19 protein-coding genes and 1 pseudogene are annotated in these 19,019 nt (G+C 69.0%); 14 read left to right on the top strand and 6 right to left on the bottom strand.

What is annotated here, in order from left to right:
* Window positions 1–346: 346 nt before the first annotated feature.
* The 5 genes and pseudogenes from ybeY (at window position 347) to QH470_RS00665 (ending at window position 6,629) form a co-directional block, all read left to right on the top strand.
* Window positions 347–901 (top strand): rRNA maturation RNase YbeY, encoded by a 555-nt coding sequence (gene ybeY, locus QH470_RS00685; RefSeq protein WP_187684444.1) that lies wholly within the window; start codon window positions 347–349, stop codon window positions 899–901.
* 34 nt (window positions 902–935) lie between these two features.
* Complete coding sequence (locus QH470_RS00680; protein WP_280270265.1) at window positions 936–2,258, top strand: hemolysin family protein; 1,323 nt, start codon at window positions 936–938, stop codon at window positions 2,256–2,258.
* Window positions 2,245–2,577: pseudogene (locus QH470_RS00675) on the top strand (cytidine deaminase); the annotation flags it as partial. The gene QH470_RS00680 and the pseudogene QH470_RS00675, both read left to right, overlap by 14 nt.
* 140 nt (window positions 2,578–2,717) lie before the next feature.
* A complete protein-coding gene (gene era, locus QH470_RS00670) occupies window positions 2,718–3,659 on the top strand; it encodes a GTPase Era (RefSeq protein ID WP_280270264.1) in 942 nt (313 codons plus the stop codon).
* Between the two features lie 171 nt (window positions 3,660–3,830).
* The gene (locus QH470_RS00665; protein WP_280270263.1) at window positions 3,831–6,629 is read left to right on the top strand and encodes an ABC transporter substrate-binding protein; all 2,799 of its coding nucleotides are present in this window, start codon (window positions 3,831–3,833) and stop codon (window positions 6,627–6,629) included.
* Between the two features lie 18 nt (window positions 6,630–6,647).
* Here the strand turns inward: QH470_RS00665 and QH470_RS00660 are convergent, their stop codons facing one another.
* Complete coding sequence (locus tag QH470_RS00660; RefSeq protein ID WP_280270262.1) at window positions 6,648–8,063, bottom strand: amidase; 1,416 nt, start codon at window positions 8,061–8,063, stop codon at window positions 6,648–6,650.
* A gap of 175 nt (window positions 8,064–8,238) precedes the next feature.
* Between QH470_RS00660 and QH470_RS00655 the strand changes: the two genes are divergently transcribed.
* From QH470_RS00655 to recO, 4 genes are all read left to right on the top strand, one after another.
* Window positions 8,239–8,652 (top strand): hypothetical protein, encoded by a 414-nt coding sequence (locus QH470_RS00655; RefSeq protein WP_280270261.1) that lies wholly within the window; start codon window positions 8,239–8,241, stop codon window positions 8,650–8,652.
* Between the two features lie 61 nt (window positions 8,653–8,713).
* Complete coding sequence (locus QH470_RS00650) at window positions 8,714–9,928, top strand: helix-turn-helix domain-containing protein (RefSeq protein WP_280270260.1); 1,215 nt, start codon at window positions 8,714–8,716, stop codon at window positions 9,926–9,928.
* A 62-nt stretch (window positions 9,929–9,990) separates the two neighbouring features.
* Window positions 9,991–10,593 (top strand): hypothetical protein, encoded by a 603-nt coding sequence (locus tag QH470_RS00645; RefSeq protein WP_280270259.1) that lies wholly within the window; start codon window positions 9,991–9,993, stop codon window positions 10,591–10,593.
* A 111-nt stretch (window positions 10,594–10,704) separates the two neighbouring features.
* On the top strand, window positions 10,705–11,472 hold the full coding sequence (gene recO / locus QH470_RS00640; RefSeq protein ID WP_280270258.1) for a DNA repair protein RecO: 768 nt from the start codon (window positions 10,705–10,707) through the stop codon (window positions 11,470–11,472).
* Here recO and QH470_RS00635 read toward each other — a convergent pair.
* Window positions 11,420–11,911: a hypothetical protein gene (locus tag QH470_RS00635; RefSeq protein WP_280270257.1), complete on the bottom strand. Its 492-nt coding sequence runs from the start codon at window positions 11,909–11,911 to the stop codon at window positions 11,420–11,422. The two genes, recO and QH470_RS00635, sit on opposite strands and share 53 nt — an antisense overlap.
* On the bottom strand, window positions 11,908–12,384 hold the full coding sequence (locus QH470_RS00630) for a MarR family winged helix-turn-helix transcriptional regulator (protein ID WP_280270256.1): 477 nt from the start codon (window positions 12,382–12,384) through the stop codon (window positions 11,908–11,910). Before QH470_RS00630 ends, QH470_RS00635 begins: the two co-directional genes overlap by 4 nt.
* 107 nt (window positions 12,385–12,491) lie before the next feature.
* On the opposite strand from QH470_RS00630, the gene QH470_RS00625 reads away from it, so the two are divergent.
* Window positions 12,492–13,712, top strand: coding sequence for an erythromycin esterase family protein (locus QH470_RS00625; RefSeq protein ID WP_280270255.1), 1,221 nt, complete (start codon window positions 12,492–12,494; stop codon window positions 13,710–13,712).
* A 34-nt stretch (window positions 13,713–13,746) separates the two neighbouring features.
* Here QH470_RS00625 and QH470_RS00620 read toward each other — a convergent pair whose 3' ends face one another.
* Window positions 13,747–14,499 (bottom strand): NYN domain-containing protein, encoded by a 753-nt coding sequence (locus tag QH470_RS00620; protein WP_280270254.1) that lies wholly within the window; start codon window positions 14,497–14,499, stop codon window positions 13,747–13,749.
* Window positions 14,500–14,581: 82 nt separating this feature from the next.
* The gene (locus QH470_RS00615) at window positions 14,582–15,202 is read right to left on the bottom strand and encodes a TetR/AcrR family transcriptional regulator (RefSeq protein ID WP_280270253.1); all 621 of its coding nucleotides are present in this window, start codon (window positions 15,200–15,202) and stop codon (window positions 14,582–14,584) included.
* A 91-nt stretch (window positions 15,203–15,293) separates the two neighbouring features.
* Here QH470_RS00615 and QH470_RS00610 point away from each other — a divergent pair, with 91 nt between their 5' ends.
* The 3 genes from QH470_RS00610 to QH470_RS00600 are packed head-to-tail and all read left to right on the top strand — an operon-like array spanning window position 15,294 to window position 17,206.
* Complete coding sequence (locus QH470_RS00610) at window positions 15,294–15,944, top strand: hypothetical protein (protein ID WP_280270252.1); 651 nt, start codon at window positions 15,294–15,296, stop codon at window positions 15,942–15,944.
* Between the two features lie 48 nt (window positions 15,945–15,992).
* Window positions 15,993–16,802 (top strand): isoprenyl transferase, encoded by an 810-nt coding sequence (locus QH470_RS00605; protein WP_280270251.1) that lies wholly within the window; start codon window positions 15,993–15,995, stop codon window positions 16,800–16,802.
* Entirely contained in the window at window positions 16,799–17,206 is a 408-nt protein-coding gene (locus tag QH470_RS00600; protein ID WP_400181884.1) for a hypothetical protein, read from the top strand. Before QH470_RS00605 ends, QH470_RS00600 begins: the two co-directional genes overlap by 4 nt.
* Before the next feature lie 10 nt (window positions 17,207–17,216).
* Here QH470_RS00600 and QH470_RS00595 read toward each other — a convergent pair whose 3' ends face one another.
* Complete coding sequence (locus QH470_RS00595; RefSeq protein ID WP_280270250.1) at window positions 17,217–17,831, bottom strand: TetR/AcrR family transcriptional regulator; 615 nt, start codon at window positions 17,829–17,831, stop codon at window positions 17,217–17,219.
* Window positions 17,832–17,933: 102 nt separating this feature from the next.
* Between QH470_RS00595 and QH470_RS00590 the strand changes: the two genes are divergently transcribed.
* Window positions 17,934–18,890: an ABC transporter permease gene (locus QH470_RS00590; RefSeq protein ID WP_280270249.1), complete on the top strand. Its 957-nt coding sequence runs from the start codon at window positions 17,934–17,936 to the stop codon at window positions 18,888–18,890.
* Window positions 18,891–19,019: the final 129 nt, after the last annotated feature.

Genomic DNA, 19,019 nt, shown 5'->3' with positions numbered 1-19,019 from the left:
CCCCAATGATCGTCGAGGCTGGGCTCGTCCTGCCAGCACCGGTCCGGCCCGCGTCGATTGTGGCAGCGCCCGTCCGGGGTGAGCGCATCGATCACGAAGTCGAAGTACACCCTGGTGAGGTCGAGCAGCTCCGGGGTGGGCGTGGTGGGGGGGCGGCGGGGGCGCCCCCGGCCGCGCGCCCCCCCCCCACCCAAACCCGCGACACGCGCCGAAAACCGTGGTGGTTGCGAAGATTGAATGTGGTGGGCGGGGTTGCGTGGTTTGCTGACGGTGCTGGGTGGGGTGTGTGGGCGGCTCGTGTGCACCGCTGGGCGGGGGTAGTTCGACCTGCGATTAGGCTGACAGGGTGAGTATCGAGATCGCCAACGAGTCGGGTATGGATGTATCCGAGGAAGAGCTGGTCAGTGTCGCGCGGTTCGTGATCGGGCGGATGGATGTGCATCCGGCGGCCGAGTTGTCCATGGTGCTGGTCGATCTCGACACGATGGCCGACCTGCACATGCGGTGGATGGATCTGCCGGGGCCGACCGACGTGATGTCGTTTCCGATGGACGAGTTGGAGCCCGGTGGCCGCCCGGACAGTGGCGAGCCGGGGCCGTCGATGCTCGGCGACATCGTGCTGTGCCCGGAGTTCGCGGCCGCGCAGGCGACCAAGGCGGGGCACGCGCTCGACCACGAGCTGGCGCTGCTCACCGTGCACGGCGTCCTGCATCTGCTCGGCTACGACCATGCCGAGCCGGAGGAGGAGAAGGAGATGTTCGGCCTGCAGAATCGTCTGCTCGCCGAATGGTACGAGAGCCTGCGCGAGGCGCAGCGGCGTGCCGAACTCGCCGAACGCGATCGCCGGTTGCTCGGCAAGACCGGTTTCACCGCGCCCGGGGACCCCTTGGACCCGGCATGAGCGAAGGCCCCGAACCCCCCGCGAAGGGCGACGCGTGAATTCGCTGACCCTGCTGCTGCTGGCGATCCTGTTGGTTCCCGTCGGTGGCGTGTTCGCGGCCATCGACGCGGCCCTGGCCACCATCTCGCCGGCGCGCGTGGACGATCTGGTGCGCGCCGATCGCGGCGGCGCCCGTCGCCTGGCCCGCATCGTGGTGGACCGACCCCGCTACGTGAATCTGATGGTGCTGCTGCGCCTGGTCTGCGAGATCACCGCCACCGTGCTGCTCGCCGCCGCGCTGGCCGACTGGCTGAGCACCGGTTGGGCGCTGCTGGTGACCGCGGTGGTGATGGTGCTGGTCGACTACGTGGTCATCGGTGTCGGCCCGCGCACGCTCGGCCGGCAGCACGCCTATTCGATCTCGCTCGGCGCGGCACTGCCGCTGCAGACGATCGGATCGCTGCTGGGACCGGTGAGCCGCCTGCTGATCCTGATCGGTAACGCGATCACCCCCGGTAAGGGATTCCGCAACGGCCCCTTCGCCTCCGAGGTCGAGCTGCGTGAGGTCGTGGACATGGCTCAGCAGAGCGGCGTGGTGGATTCCGACGAGCGCCGGATGATCCAGTCGGTCTTCGAACTCGGCGACACCCCGGCCCGCGCGGTGATGGTGCCGCGCACCGAGATGGTGTGGATCGAGTCGGACAAGACCGCGTCGCAGGCGATGTCGCTGGCGGTGCGGTCCGGACACTCGCGCATCCCGGTCATCGGCGAGAACGTCGACGACATCCTGGGTGTCGTCTACTTGAAAGACCTTGTGCCCTACGCGGATCGGGGTAAGAAGGTGCGGGTCGCCGAGGTGATGCGGCCGCCGGTCTTCGTGCCCGACTCCAAGCCGCTGGACGCGCTGCTGGACGAGATGCAGCGCCGCCGCATCCACATGGCGCTACTGGTCGACGAGTACGGCGGCATCGCCGGACTGGTGACCATCGAGGACGTGCTCGAGGAGATCGTGGGCGAGATCGCCGACGAGTACGACACCGACGAGATCGCCCCCATCGAGGATCTCGGCCACGGCAAGTATCGGGTGGCGGCGCGGCTGTCGGTGGACGACCTCGGCGAGCTGTTCGACATGGAGATCGAGGAAGAGGACGTCGACACCGTGGGCGGCCTGCTGGCGCACGCGCTCGGCCGGGTTCCGCTGCCGGGTTCGAAGATCGTGGTGCACGGGTTGCAGTTGCGCGGCGAGGGCGGCGCCGACGCGCGCGGCCGGGTGCGGGTGCACACCGTGGTGGTCAAGCGCGCGCCGGAGAAGGTGGACGCGAGAAGCAAGGGGAACAACGGGTTTGCCGGACACGAGGATGGAGATGGCGATGACTGACACCGCGGGACTGGACGCCGAGGACAACAAGCTGCTGGTGCTGGCCCGCGGCGCGATGGGCCGCACCGGCGGCGGCAGCGGCGCCGCGGTGCGCGACACCGACGGGCGCACCTACGCCGCCGGCGCGGTGGAGCTGCGGGCACTGTCGCTGACCGCGTTGCAGGCGGCGGTGGCGGCCGCGATCTCCAGCGGCGCAGCGGGTTTCGAGGCGGCGGTGGTGGTCGGCGGGCAGCGGCAGGACCCGGGCGCGGCCGCCGTGCACGAGGTGTCGCGGCAGGCGCGGATCGTTCTCACCGATCGCAAGGGCGAGGTCGTCGAGACGTTCACCGGCGCGGCGGGCGGCGGTACGAAGGAGAACCCGTACGGGGTGGAGAACCCGATCGGCGGTGAGGTGACCGCTCCGCGCCGGGGCAACCTACCCGACGATTTCGATCCCGACGCCGAATCCGGGGTGTTCGAATGAGCGACGAATTCCGTTCCGGCTTCGTCTGTTTCGTCGGCCGCCCGAACACCGGCAAGTCGACGCTCACCAACGCCATGGTGGGTCAGAAGATCGCCATCACCTCCTCGCGCCCGCAGACCACCCGGCACACCATCCGCGGCATCGTGCACCGCGAGCACACCCAGCTCATCCTCGTCGACACGCCCGGTCTGCACCGCCCGCGCACGCTTTTGGGACAGCGGCTCAACGATCTGGTGCGTGACACCTACTCCGAGGTCGACGTCATCGCCCTGTGCATCCCCGCCGACGAGAAGATCGGTCCCGGCGACCGCTGGATCGTCCAGCAGATCACCCAGATGGCGCCCAAGACCACCCTGCTCGGCGTGGTCACCAAGATCGACAAGGTGAGCCGGGACCAGGTCGCCCAGCAGTTGGTTGCCGTATCGCAGCTGCTCGGCCCGGACGCGGACGTGGTTCCGGTGTCGGCTGTGAAGGGCGAGCAGGTCGAGGTGCTGGTCGACGTCATCGCCTCGAAAATGCCGGAGGGCCCGGCGTTCTACCCCGACGGCGAGCTGACCGACGAGCCCGAGGAAACCCTGATGGCCGAGCTGATCCGCGAGGCCGCGCTGGAGGGCGTGCGTGACGAACTGCCGCATTCGCTGGCGGTCGTCATCGAGGAGATCCTGCCGCGCGAAAACGAGAAGGAACACGAGGCTGTGCCTACTGGCCTCCGCTCCGCTCCGGCCATGCTCGACGTGCACGCGCTGCTCTACGTGGAACGTCCCAGCCAGAAGGCGATCGTGATCGGCAAGGGCGGCTCCCGCCTGAAGGAGGTCGGCACCGCCGCCCGCAAGCAGATCGAACTCATCCTCGGCACCCGCATCTATCTGCACCTGCACGTCAAGGTCGCCAAGGACTGGCAGCGCGACCCGAAACAGCTGGGCAAGCTCGGCTTCTGAGCCCGGCGCGGCGACGTCCGCGGGCCGCGAAGCCCGGCACGGTCCGGGATTACCTGGCACACTCGGTTTTTCGGCCGTACCGCGGCGGCGAGCAGCACGGTGCGGGCGAAAACGTCGTACCGGGCGGGGTGATCGCCGCGCCCGCCACGCGCTGCACGATGGGGACTGAGGGTGCCGGAAATCGTCGTCGAGTATTTGGCTCTGCTGCGCGCGCTGTTCGTGCCGGACGAGAAGCCGCGGGTGTGGCCGCATTTCTGGCGGACCCTGCTGCGGCACCGCCGCCGGCCGCTGCCGCCGCCGATCGTGTGCCTGGTCGGCGCGAAGGCCGCGGAAAGCACACTGCTGGAACGGACCTCGGCATGGTTGGTGCGGGGGAACGGGCGCGCCGCCCCGCGGGTACTGGTGACCGCCGATCCGCCGACCGGAGCGACATCCGCCGATTCCGCCCTCACCGCGCTGGTCGGATTACTCGACCGGCTGCGGATCGGGCTGGCTATGGACAACTCCGGCGCCGGGCCGATCACCTTCCCGCGCTACCGCATCGCGGCGTGGCTGGTCGGCCGCGAATTCGCCGCCGATGTCGATGTCACGGCGGAACTCGAGGATTGTGTGCCCGAGTTGCTGCGAGTGGCGCGTGGCCGTCCGCAGGGAGCGGTGCACGATGCGGCCGATGCCGCCGCCGACAAGACCCCATGGCCGGTACAGGTTTTGGTGCGGCTGTGGCCGGCGCTGCAGCTGTGGCTGTTCGTCAGCGGGCGGGCGCCGGGTTTGTCGCGGGAGGCGCGCTGGTTCATGGGTCAGCGGTACCTCAGCCCCGAATTGTCGGTCAGCTTCCTGGGTTTCGCGGGCCGCCTGGTCCAGCCCAACCGGCGGCACGAGGATCCGGAGCAGGTCGCGAAGCTGCTCGTACACGCGTTTCTGGAGGATCTGCGGTGCGCGTATCGACGCCGCCTGCTGCGGCCCTCCAGTTGGCGGCGCACGGCCTATCCGGTGGTGCTGCTGCAGTCGGTGGAACCGGGCAGCGTGGCGGGCGAGTTCCTGCGCACGATCAACGACATCCGCAACGACACCGGCATGTTCGATCCGCTGGCCGTGGTCGCCACGATGACCGATGCCCCCGACAACCGGCCCGTCGGCGAGATCGAGGAGTTGTTCGCCGAACCGCCCGGCCGCACGGGAGCGTCGCGCGGACCGCTCGCGCAGTGGCGGGACACCATCGGCGCGTTGCGCCGCCGGCATGCCGACGGCGCCTGGTATCTGGTGCTGTCCCTGCCCGATTCGCTGATGCGGTCGGCCGGCGCGCTGCCCGCGGGGCCCGGCTCGCTGCCGCCCCTGCCGCCGTTCTGGACGCGGCGGCGCCAGGTCGTCGCGCTGGTGGCCGTGGTCGTCCTGCTGGTGGCGGCGGTTCCGGTGGCCCGGTCGTTGCTACCGGAGCAAGCGCCGTGTGAATCCCACCCCGGCACCGTGATTCGAGCGGGGGAGTGCGTCGGCTACAGCGCCGACGACCGGCTGACCTTCGGCTCCGATCAAGTGCTGACCGATATGCAGCGAGAGGTATTCCGCCAGAACGAGATCGCCGCGCAGCGGCACGCGGCGAGCCCGCGGCGGCCGCTGGTGTCACTGATCTACTTCGCCGGATTGACGTACTCGACGAAAACGAACGAGCAGTATCCCCGCGCGCAGGTGGAGGAGCTGGCGGGCCTGGCCATGCGGCAACGGGAGTTGAATCGGGCGCCGCAATCCTCGGAGCCGCTGTTGCGGGTTGTCGTCGCCAACGGCGGCGCGAATATGGTTGCGGCGCCGTGGGTTACCGACAATCTGCTGCGTCCGCTGGTGCGAGCGGATCCCGGCGTGCTGGCCGTGGTGGGGATGGACCGCAGCAGCAAGGACACCCAGCAGGTCATCGGCAGGTTCGGGGAGCTGGGCGTGCCGGTCGTCCCCACCACGTTGTCGGGTGATGGCCTCGAGGACGCTTCGCCGCTGTATCTGCAACCGGTCCCGAGCAACGTGCAGCAGGCGCGGCTGATCGCCGATTATGTGCTGGGAGCGCGTTATCCGGCCGGTAGTGCGCAGGCCGGGCAGCGTCGCCACGACAAGGTGGTCATCTATTACCCCGATGCGCCCGACGATCTGTACGTGCGGTCGCTCGCGGCGGCGTTGGAAGCGGAGCTGCGGCCGAGACCCATCGGCTTCGACAAGCTCGTGTGGGCACATCAGGCCGGTCTGAACGGGATGGACTCGCTGTGCTCGAACGGCACGGCCGATACGCGCACGGTGCACGTGTTCGCCGGGCGCAACTACGATTTCGTGCCCTTCCTGAAGTCCGCGGTGCAAGGGTGCGGCAGCGCCGACCTGCCGACCATCCTCGGCGACGACGCGGTGACCCGGGTGATCGCCGATCCGCACGGTCTGGAGACCATCCCGATCGGGCTGCCGGTGCGCTACGTGACCAAGGGCGCTCCGGTCGTTCTGGGTGGTCGCCCCTGTGTCGAGGGCGCGGACCGGATCGGCACACTGCCTGCCGGTCCGGCCTATCTGGAGTTCTGCGCCCTGCTCGCCGAGTTGAGCCGGGACAACGCGGGATATCGGCCCGCATGGCCGGCCGACCGGACCGGGCTGGCGTACGAGGTGGCGGGAATGGTCCTCGACGCGGTAGGTCGCAACGCCGGTCGCAGTGCCCGGACCGGTGGGGTCGAAACGATCCCGAATCGCGCGGCCGTCGCCATGGAGATCCGCGAACAGCCCTACGCGGGCATGACCGGGACGTTGCGTTTCAGCGACGACCGCATCGCGCACGATGCGACGCTTGGCATTCTCCGCAGCGATAATGTCCGCGATCCGGGGCAGCAGCAGCGCTGTGTCCTGCTGCACGGCACCGCGATCGACCTGGGTCCCGGTGATCCGCAGTCGAACCGCTGCCCGGACGTCACGCGGGCCGACGACGAGACCTGGAGTCCGCCGTCGCCCTGACGCACCTGCCCGAGCGGGCTATCCTGCCCACCAGGGCTCGGGCCGATGGCGCTCCCAATGCAGTTCCGATTCCAATTGCGCGGCAACGGAAACGAGGAGCGGCTCGGATTCGGCCGGACCCATCAGCTGAGCGCCGACCGGAAGTCCCGTATCGGTGAAGCCCGCCGGGACGTTGACGCTGGGCCACCCCAGGACATTCCACGGCCAGGTGTAGGGGCAGGCGGCAGTGATGAGGGCGTCGGTGGCGGCCACGCCGAGGCCGTCCATGGCGTCGACCGGCGGTGGCGGGGTGGCGGTCGTGGGCGCCAGGACCAGGTCATAGTTGTCGAAGAAGCGGCCGATGCGCTTGCGCAGCAACGGTTCCGCCGCGCGCGCCGCGCACAGGGCCGGACCGCTCAGCAGCAGGCCTATGGTCGCGTTGCTTCGAGTGCGCGAATCTACTTGGGCGCCGGGTAGTTTCGCCAGTTCGGTACGTATGCCCGCCATCGAGCGCGGCAGGAAGGTGGCGCCCAGCAGGAGTCCGTAGTGCAGGTCGGCGACGATCACCTCGTGCCCGAGGCGGCGCAGGGCGCCCGCGGTCGCGTGTACCCGGGCGGCGACTTCGCGGTCCAGCGACGTCGGGGTCGCGGTGAACGGAATGCGCAGTGACAGGGCGATTTTCAGGCGGCCCGGATCGCGCCCGACCGAGTCGGAGACGCGCACCGCGGCCGGGGTGTGCTTGTCGCCCGGATGCGGTCCGGCGGCCACATCGAGCAGCAGGGCCGCGTCGGCGACCGTGCGTGCCAGCGGGCCGTGCACGGTGAGCCCGTTGAACGCCTCGGCCAGCGGCCACGTGGAGATGCGCCCGCGCTGCGGCTTGATGCCGACCAGATTCGTCCACGACGACGGGATCCGCACCGAACCGGCGCCGTCGGAACCCAATGCGGCCGGGACGAGTCCGGCGGCGACCGCGGCGGCCGACCCGCCCGAGGAACCGCCGGGCGTGTGCTCGGCGTGCCACGGGTTGCGGGTGTAGCCGAAGGCCCGGGCATCGGTGAAGGGCCACTGGCCGATCTCACAGGTATTGGTCTTCCCGACGATCACCGCACCGGCGGCGCGCAGCCGCCGCACCGATTCGGCGTCCTCGGTCTTCGGCGGGAAGTCACCGCCGCAGCCGAAAGCGGTTGACTCCCCGGCGATATCGGTATCGTCCTTGACCGCGATCGGGACTCCGAGCAGCGGCAGGCGCTCCCCGGCGGCGATCCGCAGGTCGGCGTCGGCCGCTTCGGCGAGCGCACGTTCGCGCCGCACCACCCGGAATGCGTTGAGCCGCTGCTGGGATTCCTCGATCCGGTCGAGGGCGGCGGTGGTGGCGGCCACCGCGGAGGTCGTGCCGGCGGCGATCGCGGCGGCCAGGTCGGCCAGGCCGAGGTCACGGGCGGGCGCCGAGGTCATGGTGGTCTCCCTCTCCTGGTGTCGCTCGCAACCTAGCGCGCATCTGGTCGCGCGTCCAGCTTCGTGTATGTTGCGGAGACGTGTTCGAATTGTGATGTCCGGATTCGGCATTTGCGCAGGTCGCTCGACCAGCTCCGTCGACGCCGACGGCGTAATCCCCCTACGATGCTTCTCCGTGAAGTGGATGTCCCGAGCGTTCGGCTCGAAAGAGCTACCGCTACAACTGCGTTCGGATCTCGAGTCGGAAGGGATCGTGGTCTTCGGCCCGGTCGGAGGGTCGGTGGCACACCGCAGTTATCGGACGACGCTGCACTACGCCTCCTCGAACTGGGAGAACATCGCCGCCGGCACGATCGCGATGAGCCGCCGCCGACTCATCGTGTGGGGCAACCGCACGGCCCTGGTAGACGTCCCGCTGGGCCACCCGGCGGTCACCATGGAGCAACAGGGCCCCGAGCGTATGCTCCTCGAGGCCGACGACTTCGCCGTAGACCGTTCCCGCACCGGCTGGACCACCCTGATGCTCCGCACCCTCCACGCGCCCCGCATCATCCAGGTGTACGCGGAGGGGGTCGGCGTGCAGCCGTGACAGTGTGCCCGTAACCGAGCGACGCCTGTACGTCCTGTGGCGTCGTGCGTAGCCTCGCGTCATGGGCGATATTGCGCCGAACGAAGTAGGACGCAGGCTGCGCGAGATCCGTGCATGGCGCGGGCTGAGCCTCGAGGTGGCGGCTGGCCTCGCCGGTATCTCGTACGGATACCTCGGCAAGCTGGAGCGGGGAGACAAGCACGTCGACAGCCGCCGACTGCTCGAGTCTCTCGCTACTGCGTTGCGGGTGGCACCCCAGGAACTGACCGGCCAGCCGTTCCCCCCGACCGACCCACTCACCGCCGAAGCGCACGCGGCTATCACCGGAGTCGAGGCCGCCTTGGAGACCTACGATCTCGGTGAGGACCCTGGTGTCGTCGTACGTCCCTGGCCCGAGGTGGTTCAGGCGATCGGCACCTTGTCCGATCAGTTGCGGGAGAACGCCGATTACGCCGCGATGGGCCACGTTCTTCCAGGTCTGCTCGGCGAACTGCATGCCTACCACGTGCGTGACCCTGAACACCGCCGAGATGCGTTGGTCGCCTTGATCTATGCGTATCGGGCCGCCGCATCGGTCTGCAAGAATCTCGGAGTCCGTGGGCTGCCGATGATTGCCGTACGGATGGCACACGACTGCGCGCGAGAGCTGGATGAACCCGAATGGCTCGGATATGCCGCCTATCTGCGCGGCATCATGGGCGGAACGGGAGCTAGGCAACGCCAGTACGATCTGGCCGTGAGGGCGATCGACGACCTGGCAGCCGCCCAGGCTCCGAACGCGATCCAGGTTGCCGGCACCTTGCACTTCATCGCTGCGTTGGCTTCCGCCGTCCAAGGGGACGCGGTACGCACCTACGACCATCTCACCGAAGCCGATGACTTGGCCCAGCGATTGCCCGAGCAGCGCGAGAACTTCGCCGGGCTGTACTTCGGTTCGGACAACGTGCAGCTGTGGCGGGTATCGCTCGCCACTGAACTGGGCGAGGGCAGCAAGGTGGCAGAACTTGCCCACGGTGCGCACCCCGCCGCAATTCCACTGCGCAGCTGGCAGGCCAGCTTTCACGGCGATCTCGGCCGAGCGTTGGCCACCGACCGTACGACCCGCGTTCAGAGTGTCCAGTCCCTCGTTACCGCTGAACAGCTCGCACCGCAGTACGTCCACAACAATGTCCTCATTCGCGAGACCGTGACTGATCTGCTGCCGACGGCTTCCCGCGATCACACGGGACGCGAATTGCGCGGGTTGGCTCACCGCATGGGATTGGCACCGCGGTAGCCGATTTCAGCTGTTGTCCTCACGGGACAAGCCGCCGCTCTCCCACGCTCAGCGTTCGATTCGTGTGGGTCGACCCGGCCGTCAGCCCGTGGTCGGAGTTGGAGATAGCCAGAATTCGCAGGCTCGCACGGCAACTCGGCTTTGTCCTGCACTGGCCCCGACCTTCGGTGCTCCCGCTGGTCGACCAGGTGCGCGCCGCCGATGTCGACGCCGTGATCACGCCGTCACCCAGCCACCTGGACGTAATCCAGCTACACGCGCTGATGTGCATCACGGATGTCGAAATGGCCTCGCCGCGAATGAGTTTCGCCCGCTGGACAACATTCCCTGTCAGGTGGGGCAGGTATGAGTACCGCGGTGGCCTGGGAAGCTTCGATGACGAGGCTGTAGCTCGGGAATGCCTGAAGGTATGTACTGACCGGATCGCAGAGCTGCAGGAAATGTTCGTTCTGGTGCGCCAAACAAAAACGGTGTCCGGGTTCGGCGACTTCGTCATGGCCAACGACCTTATGAAGAAGTTCGCCGAGCAGGGCATCGATATCGAGACCTCGATTCGTGAGCACATCGAGACGGTGATGAACATGCAGGAAGTCATGCGGTTGTCACTGTCGAAGCTCGTCGGCCAAGACGTGGACAACGCGGGCAATATCACTGGATCCGTCTGATCAGCACCCTCCACGCGCCCCGCATCATCCAGGTGTACGCGGAGGGAGTCGTCGTGCAGCCGTGACAGTGTGGCGTCTCGCATCGTCGCCGGGGCGTGGGAGGATGGGGCCGTGCGTTTGTATCGGGACCATGCGGTGGTGCTGCGCCAGCACAAGCTGGGCGAGGCGGATCGTATTGTCACGTTGCTCACGCGGCAGCATGGGCTGGTGCGGGCGGTGGCCAAGGGGGTGCGGCGGACGCGGTCGAAGTTCGGGGCTCGGCTGGAGCCGTTCGCCTATGTCGACATTCAGCTGTATCCGGGGCGCAATCTCGACACCGTTACCCAGGTGCATACCGTGGAGGCGTTCGCGTCGGGCATCGTCGCGGATTACGGCCGCTACACGACCGCGTGCGCGGTGCTCGAGACCGCCGAACGGCTGGCCGGTGAGGAGCGTGCCCCGGCCCCGCGGCTGCATACCCTGACCGCCGGCGCCCTGCGCGCGATCGCCGCGCACCAGCGGCCGCACGAGCTGATCCTGGACGCATTCCTGTTGCGCGCCATGGGTTTCGCGGGCTGGGCCCCGGCGCTGGACGAATGTGCCCGCTGTGCCACCCCGGGCCCGCACCGGGCCTTCCACGTGGCGGCGGGGGGAGCGGTGTGCGTGCACTGCCGGCCGCCGGGCTCGGCGACTCCGTCCGTCGGTGTGCTGGATCTGATGCATGCCCTCTATCGCGGCGAATGGTCGGGCGTCGACGCCGTTCCCGAACCGGTCCGCCGCCAGGCCAGCGGACTGACCGCCGCCCACCTGCAATGGCACCTGGAGCGCCAGTTGCGCACCCTGCCCCTCATCGAGCGCTCTCGCCCGCACGGGGTGGAGGAGGAGAGTCGCGTCGGCTGAGGCGTCCGCGTTCACTCAGCACGAGCGTGACCGCGGCGGGTACGTAGAACAGCGACATGAAAAGCAGGGAACTCGAGCCGCCGGTATCGCTCTCCAGCGCCGCCTTGCCGAGATATCCGTCGACCATGCCGAGCGCGGCCAAAATCGCTGCGGCCCAAAGAGTTCCGGTCCGAGCGTATTTTTCCGGCAGGACGAAGGCGATCGCGGGCAGTAGCACCACGAGGCCGGACTCGGTGACGTATTCGAGCCATTGCTCGGGCAGCGGTGGCGACGGCAGATAGGCCACCCCGATTACCGTCCCGTCGCCGGGGACCGGCGCGATGTCGCTGTACGTCAGATCCGGAAAGCGGGTGGCGAGCGTCTGCGGAAGTACGACCAGGAGGAGAGTCCACACCCGCCAGAAGGTGACCGAGGGCCGCCACAGTCCGAACCGTGTCATCGCGCCGCCGTCCCCTCGGTCGGCTCCGTGACCGCTTTCTCGTAGGCGAGCAGGGTGTCGATCACCGTCTGCCGCTGGGCGGGGGTCAATGGGGCGAGGGCGGTGCGCCAGGCGTCGGCGCCGCGGGCGAGCCAGTCCCGGATGGCCGGTAATCTCGCCTCGGCGATGCTGACGATCTTGCGGCGGCGGTCGGCGTCGTCCTCGGTGCGCTCGAGCACGCCCTCCCGGGACAGGTCGCTGACCATCAGGCTGACCGTGGTCGGCGCGACCGCCAGGCGGGCGGCGAGTTCGTTCACCGTCATCGGTCCGTCGAACAGCAAGTACGACAGCATCGACAGGTGGCGGGGCGCCAGCGAGCGCAGCTCCGCGGGCGGTTGGGTGCGCTTGGCCCGGCCGACCAGTCGGGGCATGAGCAGCAGCATCGCCCGGATCGCGTCGTCGGTATCCGGTCCCGCGTCACTCGCCGTTGACATCCGTCTCACCTCCATCTACCTTTGCAGTCAAAGGTAAATAGCTTTGACTGCAAAGATATATGCGCTTCGCTCGTGCCCGCGGCACGGCTCAACTGTAGGAGGGCGCCATGGCACATCGGGAATTCGACACCGACGAGGTCACGGAATGGATCCGCGGCGCGGCCCAGCCGTTCGGCGGCCCGGCGTCCGATGCGCCGCTGCCCTGCAACGACCGGATCGGCGACGCGGTCGTCGTCGGCCTGGGCATGGCAACTCGCGCCGCACACGAGATCTCGGTGCTCGCGCATCGGGTCTTGCGAGAACTGGTGGAGCGACAGGGTTTTCGAGCGCTGGCACTGCTGGACGATGAGACGGTCGTCGCCGCGCTGGACGATTTCGTCCGGGGCGGAAACGGGGACCCGGCAGCGCTCCTGCGCACTGCCTGGGTGCCGTGGCGCACCACCGAAACCCTTGCGGTCCTGGACTGGGCGCGCACGTTCAATCGTGCCCACCCGGACGATCCCCTGCGATTGTTCGGCCTGACGCCCGAGGCGGCCAAGCCGTCGCACTATGCGCTGGTATCGGACTTCGTCGCGCACGCGGCCCTGGAGCGCCTCGGCGAACTTCGCGCGCACTACGACCCGATCATCACCGCCCACCGGCTGGGAGAGCACATTCAGCGTGCCGACGGCACGCACCCCGGACGCCCCTTCGCCGAACATGCCCGGGACGCACTCGCATTGGTGGAATCGCTGCCCGGCTCGACCGACGTGCTGGACGCGGCGCGGCTGATCCTGCGATACCACGAGTCGAGTCTCGCGGCCGGTGGTCGTGACCTCGCCGCGGAGGCGGTGGCCGCGGCGGACCGCATCGCCGCCTGGCACGACGCCACGGGACAGCGGATCGTGTACTGGGAAGGCCTGTCGAATACCGTTGTCGCCGAGCGCCTCACGGTGTCGGCGCTGGCGCAGGAGTTCCCGACCACCGGATACCTCCTGCGCAAGCGCTTCGGAGCCGACTACCTCTCCGTGGGGCTCACCTTCCACGAGGGCCACCTGCGCGCGCATCTCACGGTGCCCGCCCCGGCGAGCGAGTTCGCCGATGCCGTACTCGATATCCCCGAACACGATGGCTACCTGCTCGATCTCCGCACGCCGCAACCGGATTCGGTCCGGCAGTGGCTGCATCGGCCCGCGCGCCTGCGCCTGATCGTCGGAACCTACCACCCCGACCGCGACGCCGATCACCACATCTCCGGTGCGGGGCTCGGCGACTGGTTCGATCTGGTGTTCCGCGTGCGTACCGTGACCCCGACCCAGCCCCTCGACCCGCCCCGTTCGACTCGCTAGCACCTCGTCTGCGCGTGCGAGATATCCGGCTCGGTCAGGTCGTCCGCCGATACCGGATGTCGCGGACGTAGGTGATCTCCGGCTTACCCTCGCCAGGACTACGGCCCTCGATATCGAACAATGTTGTGGCGGTGAACAAGTCGCCGAGCTTACGGAATCCGTAGGTGCGCGGGTCGAAGTCGGGACGCTGCTTGTTGATGATCGAGCCGACACCCGACAGCATCGCCCAGCCCGAATCGTCGGAGGCCGCGTCGACGGCATTGCGCAGCAGATTCATCAGTTTGGCGTCGCCCTTGAGCTGATTGGCGCCCGTGCGTTGCGGCTTGGCCGGCGCCTCTTCGGCTGTGTCGGTGAGGTTTTCGGTGTAGATGAACTTGTCACAGGCGGCGACGAACGGCTGCGGCGTCTTGCGCTGGCCGAAACCGTAGACGGTGAGCCCGGATTCGCGAATGCGGCTGGCGAGCCTGGTGAAATCGCTGTCGCTGGAGACGATGACGAAGCCGTCGAGCTTGCCGGTGTAGAGCAGATCCATCGCGTCGATGATCATCGCCGAGTCGGTGGCGTTCTTGCCGGTGGTGTATCCGAACTGCTGGATCGGCTGGATCGACTGCTCCAGCAGCCGGTCCTTCCAGCCCTTCAGGTTGGTGCTCGTCCAGTCGCCGTAGGCCCGCTTCACATGGGCGGTGCCATATTTGGCGACCTCCGCCAGCAGGCCGTCCGCGATCGCCGGCTGTGCGTTGTCGGCATCGATCAGCACCGCTAGCCTGGTCGTGCTTTCGCTGGTCACGGCGATACCCTTCGTCGTTCGGCGGCGGTCGACCCCACCGTATCGCGATGTCGCGGCCGGGGGCGGTTGCCCGGATGGCGGGTCAGTGGAGCAGTTCGCGGGCGAGCGTGTCCGCCCACCAGCGCTCGATCCGGTCGGGGGACCAGCCGCGTTCGCCGGTCAGGGTGTTGTAGACGTCGATGTTGCACAGCGCCGCGAAGATGTCGACGGCCGCGGGGATGTCGAGGTCCGGGCGCAGCGTTGCGGCGGGCCACGAGGAGAAAACCTCGACGCGGGTGGCGTCGGCCAGCCGCCGCGCCCGCCGGTAGACCTCCGCGAGCTCGGGTTCGGTGCGGCCCGCCTCGCGGATCAAACCGATGAGGTCTCCCGATCGTTCGAACAACCTCCGGTCGTAACCGGCCATCGCGGCGAGCTGCTCGCGGGGATCCGCCGAACCCTCCAGGCCGGCGAGCATCCGCGACATGTCGGCGGACAGGTCCGCCGCCTCGACGAGTGCCCAGACCAAGCCGGACTTGTTGGTATAGGCCGCATAGACGGTCGGCGCCGAGACCCCGGCCTCGCGCGCCACGTCCCGCACCGTGGTCGCCGCCCAGCCCTGGCGCACGAACAGCAGGCGCGCGGCCTCGGCGATATCGGCGCGGGTCCGGTGCGCCTGCTCCTGGCGGCGCAGCGAGTCGTAGCGCCGTCGTTCCGGCTGGGTCATTGCCCTCCCGTTCTTGTATGCCTATATTCAATATAAGTAGTGTAAATCCAATATCGGGCGGGTCGCCTTGCCTGGTGAAAGGGGTGCCCGCATGAGTTTCGCCGATCTGGCGGCCCTGGGCGGTCTCGGGTTCGTGCTCTCGGGGGTCGTCATCAACATCATCTATGTGCGCGGGCGGCTGCCCATGCCGATGGCGGGCCAGAGCCTCGATGCGGTGGTGGAATCCTTCGCGACCGTCGGCAACGCCTTGAAACTGCCGTCGGTGCTCGTGCCGACGCTGTGGTTGTGCACGACCGTTTTCGCCGCCGGGCTGGTCGACCGGCTGTGGGATGCCGGCTCGGCGGCGCGGGCCTGGGCGCTGGTGGGGTTCGCCGGTGTGCTCATGCAGAACGTCGCCTTCGCGTGCGTGGAAGCGCTGCGCTTCGCCATGGCCGCGGCGGCGCGGCACGACCGCGGGTCCACGGTCGCACTGTGGGGACTGAGCAATGTGCTGTTCGGCTACAACCAGATGTTCCTCGCGGTCGCGCTGCTGGGTTTCTCGGCCGCCGGATCCACCGCGGGATTCATCCCCGACTGGCACGCCTGGCTCGGATACGCCGGTGCCGCACTGCTGTTCGTCGCGGCGTCGGCCAGTCCGTACAACGTCGAGGGCACCCACCGGATCGCGCTCGCGGGCCTGGTCGGCTGGCTCGGGTGGATCGGCTGGATCGTCGTCTACAGCGTGACCTTGCTGCGGGGATGACCGGAGACGCGGGGATCCGCGGACCGGGCCGCGGCCGCGTGATGCAGGATGGAAGCCGTGATCGGTAACCGCACCCCAACCGCCGCGTCGCCCGCCCGCACGATTCGCCCGCCCACGCCGCACCCGTCGGGCGCGACGGCGCCCAACCTGCCGCTGGAATTCGTGCCCCGGCATGTGGCGCTGGTGATGGACGGCAACGGGCGCTGGGCGCAGGAGCAGGGGTTGCCCCGCACCGCCGGGCACGAGCGCGGCGAGGCGGTACTGATGGACACCGTCGAGGGGTGCATCGAGATCGGCGTGAAATGGCTGTCGGCCTATGCCTTTTCGACCGAGAACTGGCGTCGCAGCCCCGACGAGGTCCGCTTCCTGATGGGCTTCAACCGCGACGTGATCCGCCGCCGCCGCGACGAGATGCACGAGATGGGGGTGCGGGTGCGCTGGGCCGGACGCCGACCACGATTGTGGCGCAGCGTGATCAAGGAGCTGGAGGTCGCCGAGGAACTCACCAAGGACAACACGGTGATGACCCTCACCATGTGCGTCAACTACGGTGGGCGCGCCGAGATCGCCGATGCCGCAAGGGAAATCGGCCGCCGGGTGGCCGCCGGTGAACTCGACCCGGAGAAGATCAACGAGTCGACCTTCGCGCAGTACCTGGACGAGCCGGACATGCCCGATGTGGACCTGTTCCTGCGGCCCTCGGGCGAACTGCGCAGCTCGAACTTCCTGATCTGGCAGTCGGCATACGCGGAGTTCGTGTACCAGCACACGCTGTTCCCCGACTTCGACCGCCGCAACCTGTGGGAGGCCTGCGTGGAGTACGCCAAACGGGACCGGCGCTTCGGCGGCGTGAAGTGACCAGCGAGACGGCCGCGGCCCAGGAACTGCAGGTCCGCGCGGGCGCCTGCCTGACGGGCTTCGACATCGACGTCCGTGTCGAGGACGGCGGGCTCGGCTTCGAATACGACGGCGCGCTGTGCTCGCTGCGCGGGGTGAACCTGGCGCCCGGACTGGACGTGCTGACCCTCACCTGCCTGCTGGCCTGGGACCGCCCGCTGAAGGCGCAGCTGCACAAGCGCGTCGCCGACCGCAACGGCGCACTGCAATTCGGCTCGCTCACGGTGAAGGTGCGCGACAAGCTCGCCGACGTGATGCTGCGCTACACCTTCCCGGCCGCCGGGCTCGGCGACGACGCGCTGTCGACGATGCTGCTGCTCGTGCTGGCCGGGGCGGGGGAGGCCCGGAAAGGGCTGGTGCCCTGAGGGTTCCGCGCTAGCCCGCGGTCGGGGTGTGCCGATAGCCGGGCAACAGCGTGTCGAGGCCGCGACTCATCTCGTCCGGTGTGACATCGCCGAGCATCAGATGCTGGAGGATGAAACCGGGCATGATGCCCAGCAGCACCTTGGCCACGGCGTCGGTGTCGGCATCGGGCGGTAGCCAGCCGATCACGCGCATCCGGTCGGCGTAGTCCCGCCAACGGTCGCGCAGCGCGCCCATCGCCGTCCGCACGTAGTGTGCGGCCGCCTCGTCGGTGAGCGCGAGCGCCCAGGCCTGCGGGGCCAGGCGGACGCGACCGGTGCGCTCGCCGAGCCGGACGAGCTCCGTGGTCAGCGCGCCGACCAGGCCGCCGGGGGTCGGCAGCGGATCGCGATTGATGATGTCGTCCAGGATGCCGCGCAGCAGCTGTGTGGCGTCGGCGGCCAGGGCGGCGATCAGGTCGTCCTTGCTCTTGAAGTACCGGTAGACGGCGCCCGCGGACAGGCCCGACTCGGTGAACACGTCCTGCATCGAGGTGGAGTGGAAGCCCTTGTTCGCGAAACACGTCTGTGCCGCGTCGAGGATCTGCTGGCGACGGCGTTCGAGGTGTTCCTCGCTGACACGGGGCATGGTTCCAAAATAAAACGAATATCCGTTCTTGACAAGCTCGGCTGCCGATGCGACGGTGGGGACACAAAGAGAACGACCCTCCGATTTTTTTGGGAGCACGTCATGAATGCCACGTCGCGCGCCGTCGCGGTGGGCCTCGCCGCCGCCCTGGTGCAAGCTGTCATGCTCATCGCCTTCGCCTGGCCGGCCGCGAATATCAAGCCGCGCGAGCTTCCGGTCGCGGTGTCCGGCCCGGCGGCGAGCATGGTCGCCGGCAAGCTGGCCGAGCGCGATCGCGACGCTTTCGACATCACCACCGTGGCCGACGAGGCGGCCGCCCGCACGGCCATCGAGCAGCGCGATGCCTACGGCGCCGTGGTGACCGACGGCGGACCGCCGCGGGTGCTGGTCGCCTCGGCCGCGAGTCCCGCTGTGGCGCAACAACTTACGGCCATCGCGCAGCAGATGTCCGGCGCTCCGGCCGCCGCGGTGCAGGATGTGGTGCCCGCCGACCCGGACGATCCGCGCGGCACCGGCTTCGGCGCGATGGTGCTGCCGCTGGTGATGGCCGGTATCGCGGGCGGGGTGCTGCTCAGCCTGCTGGTGCCGACGGCCGCGACGCGGTCGGTCGGCGTGCTGGCGTTCGGGATCGCCGGGGGACTGCTCAGCATGGTGGTGGTGCAGACCTGGATGCAGCTGGTGCCCGGCTCCTACCTCACGCTGGCGGCGATCGCCGGGCTGGTGTCCTTCGCGGTGGCGGGAGCGGTGGCCGGGCTGGCGACGTTGATCGGGCGCGCCGGAATCGGTCTCGGCGCGCTGCTCATGCTGCTGGTCGGCAATCCGTTCTCGGCCGCGACCTCCGCCCCCGAACTGCTGCCGCAGCCGTGGGGCGCGGTCGGCCAGCTACTGCCGCCGGGCGCCGCCGCCACGCTGATCCGCTCGGTCGCCTTCTTCGACGGCCACGGCGCCGCCGCTCCGCTGATCGTGCTGCTCTGCTGGGCCGCCGCCGCGGTGCTCATGCTGGGCGCGGGCGCACTCCTGCCCCGCCGCTCCCCAGCCGCGGAGCCGGTGCCCGCCTGATCGGCAGTCGAGCGCGCCCCCGCCCCCAAGGCCCGGGGGCCGGTTTTGGCGGCCCCCACCCAACCCCCCCGGGGGGGGGGGTGAGCGCGGGGGGGGGGGAAGCGGGGGGGGGGGGGGGTTATAGGGCGA

The organism is Nocardia wallacei (assembly GCF_029868745.1).
Lineage (GTDB): Bacteria > Actinomycetota > Actinomycetes > Mycobacteriales > Mycobacteriaceae > Nocardia > Nocardia wallacei_B.
Note: the sequence above shows the minus strand (reverse complement) of the source record. Positions and strands in the feature narration are given on the sequence as shown.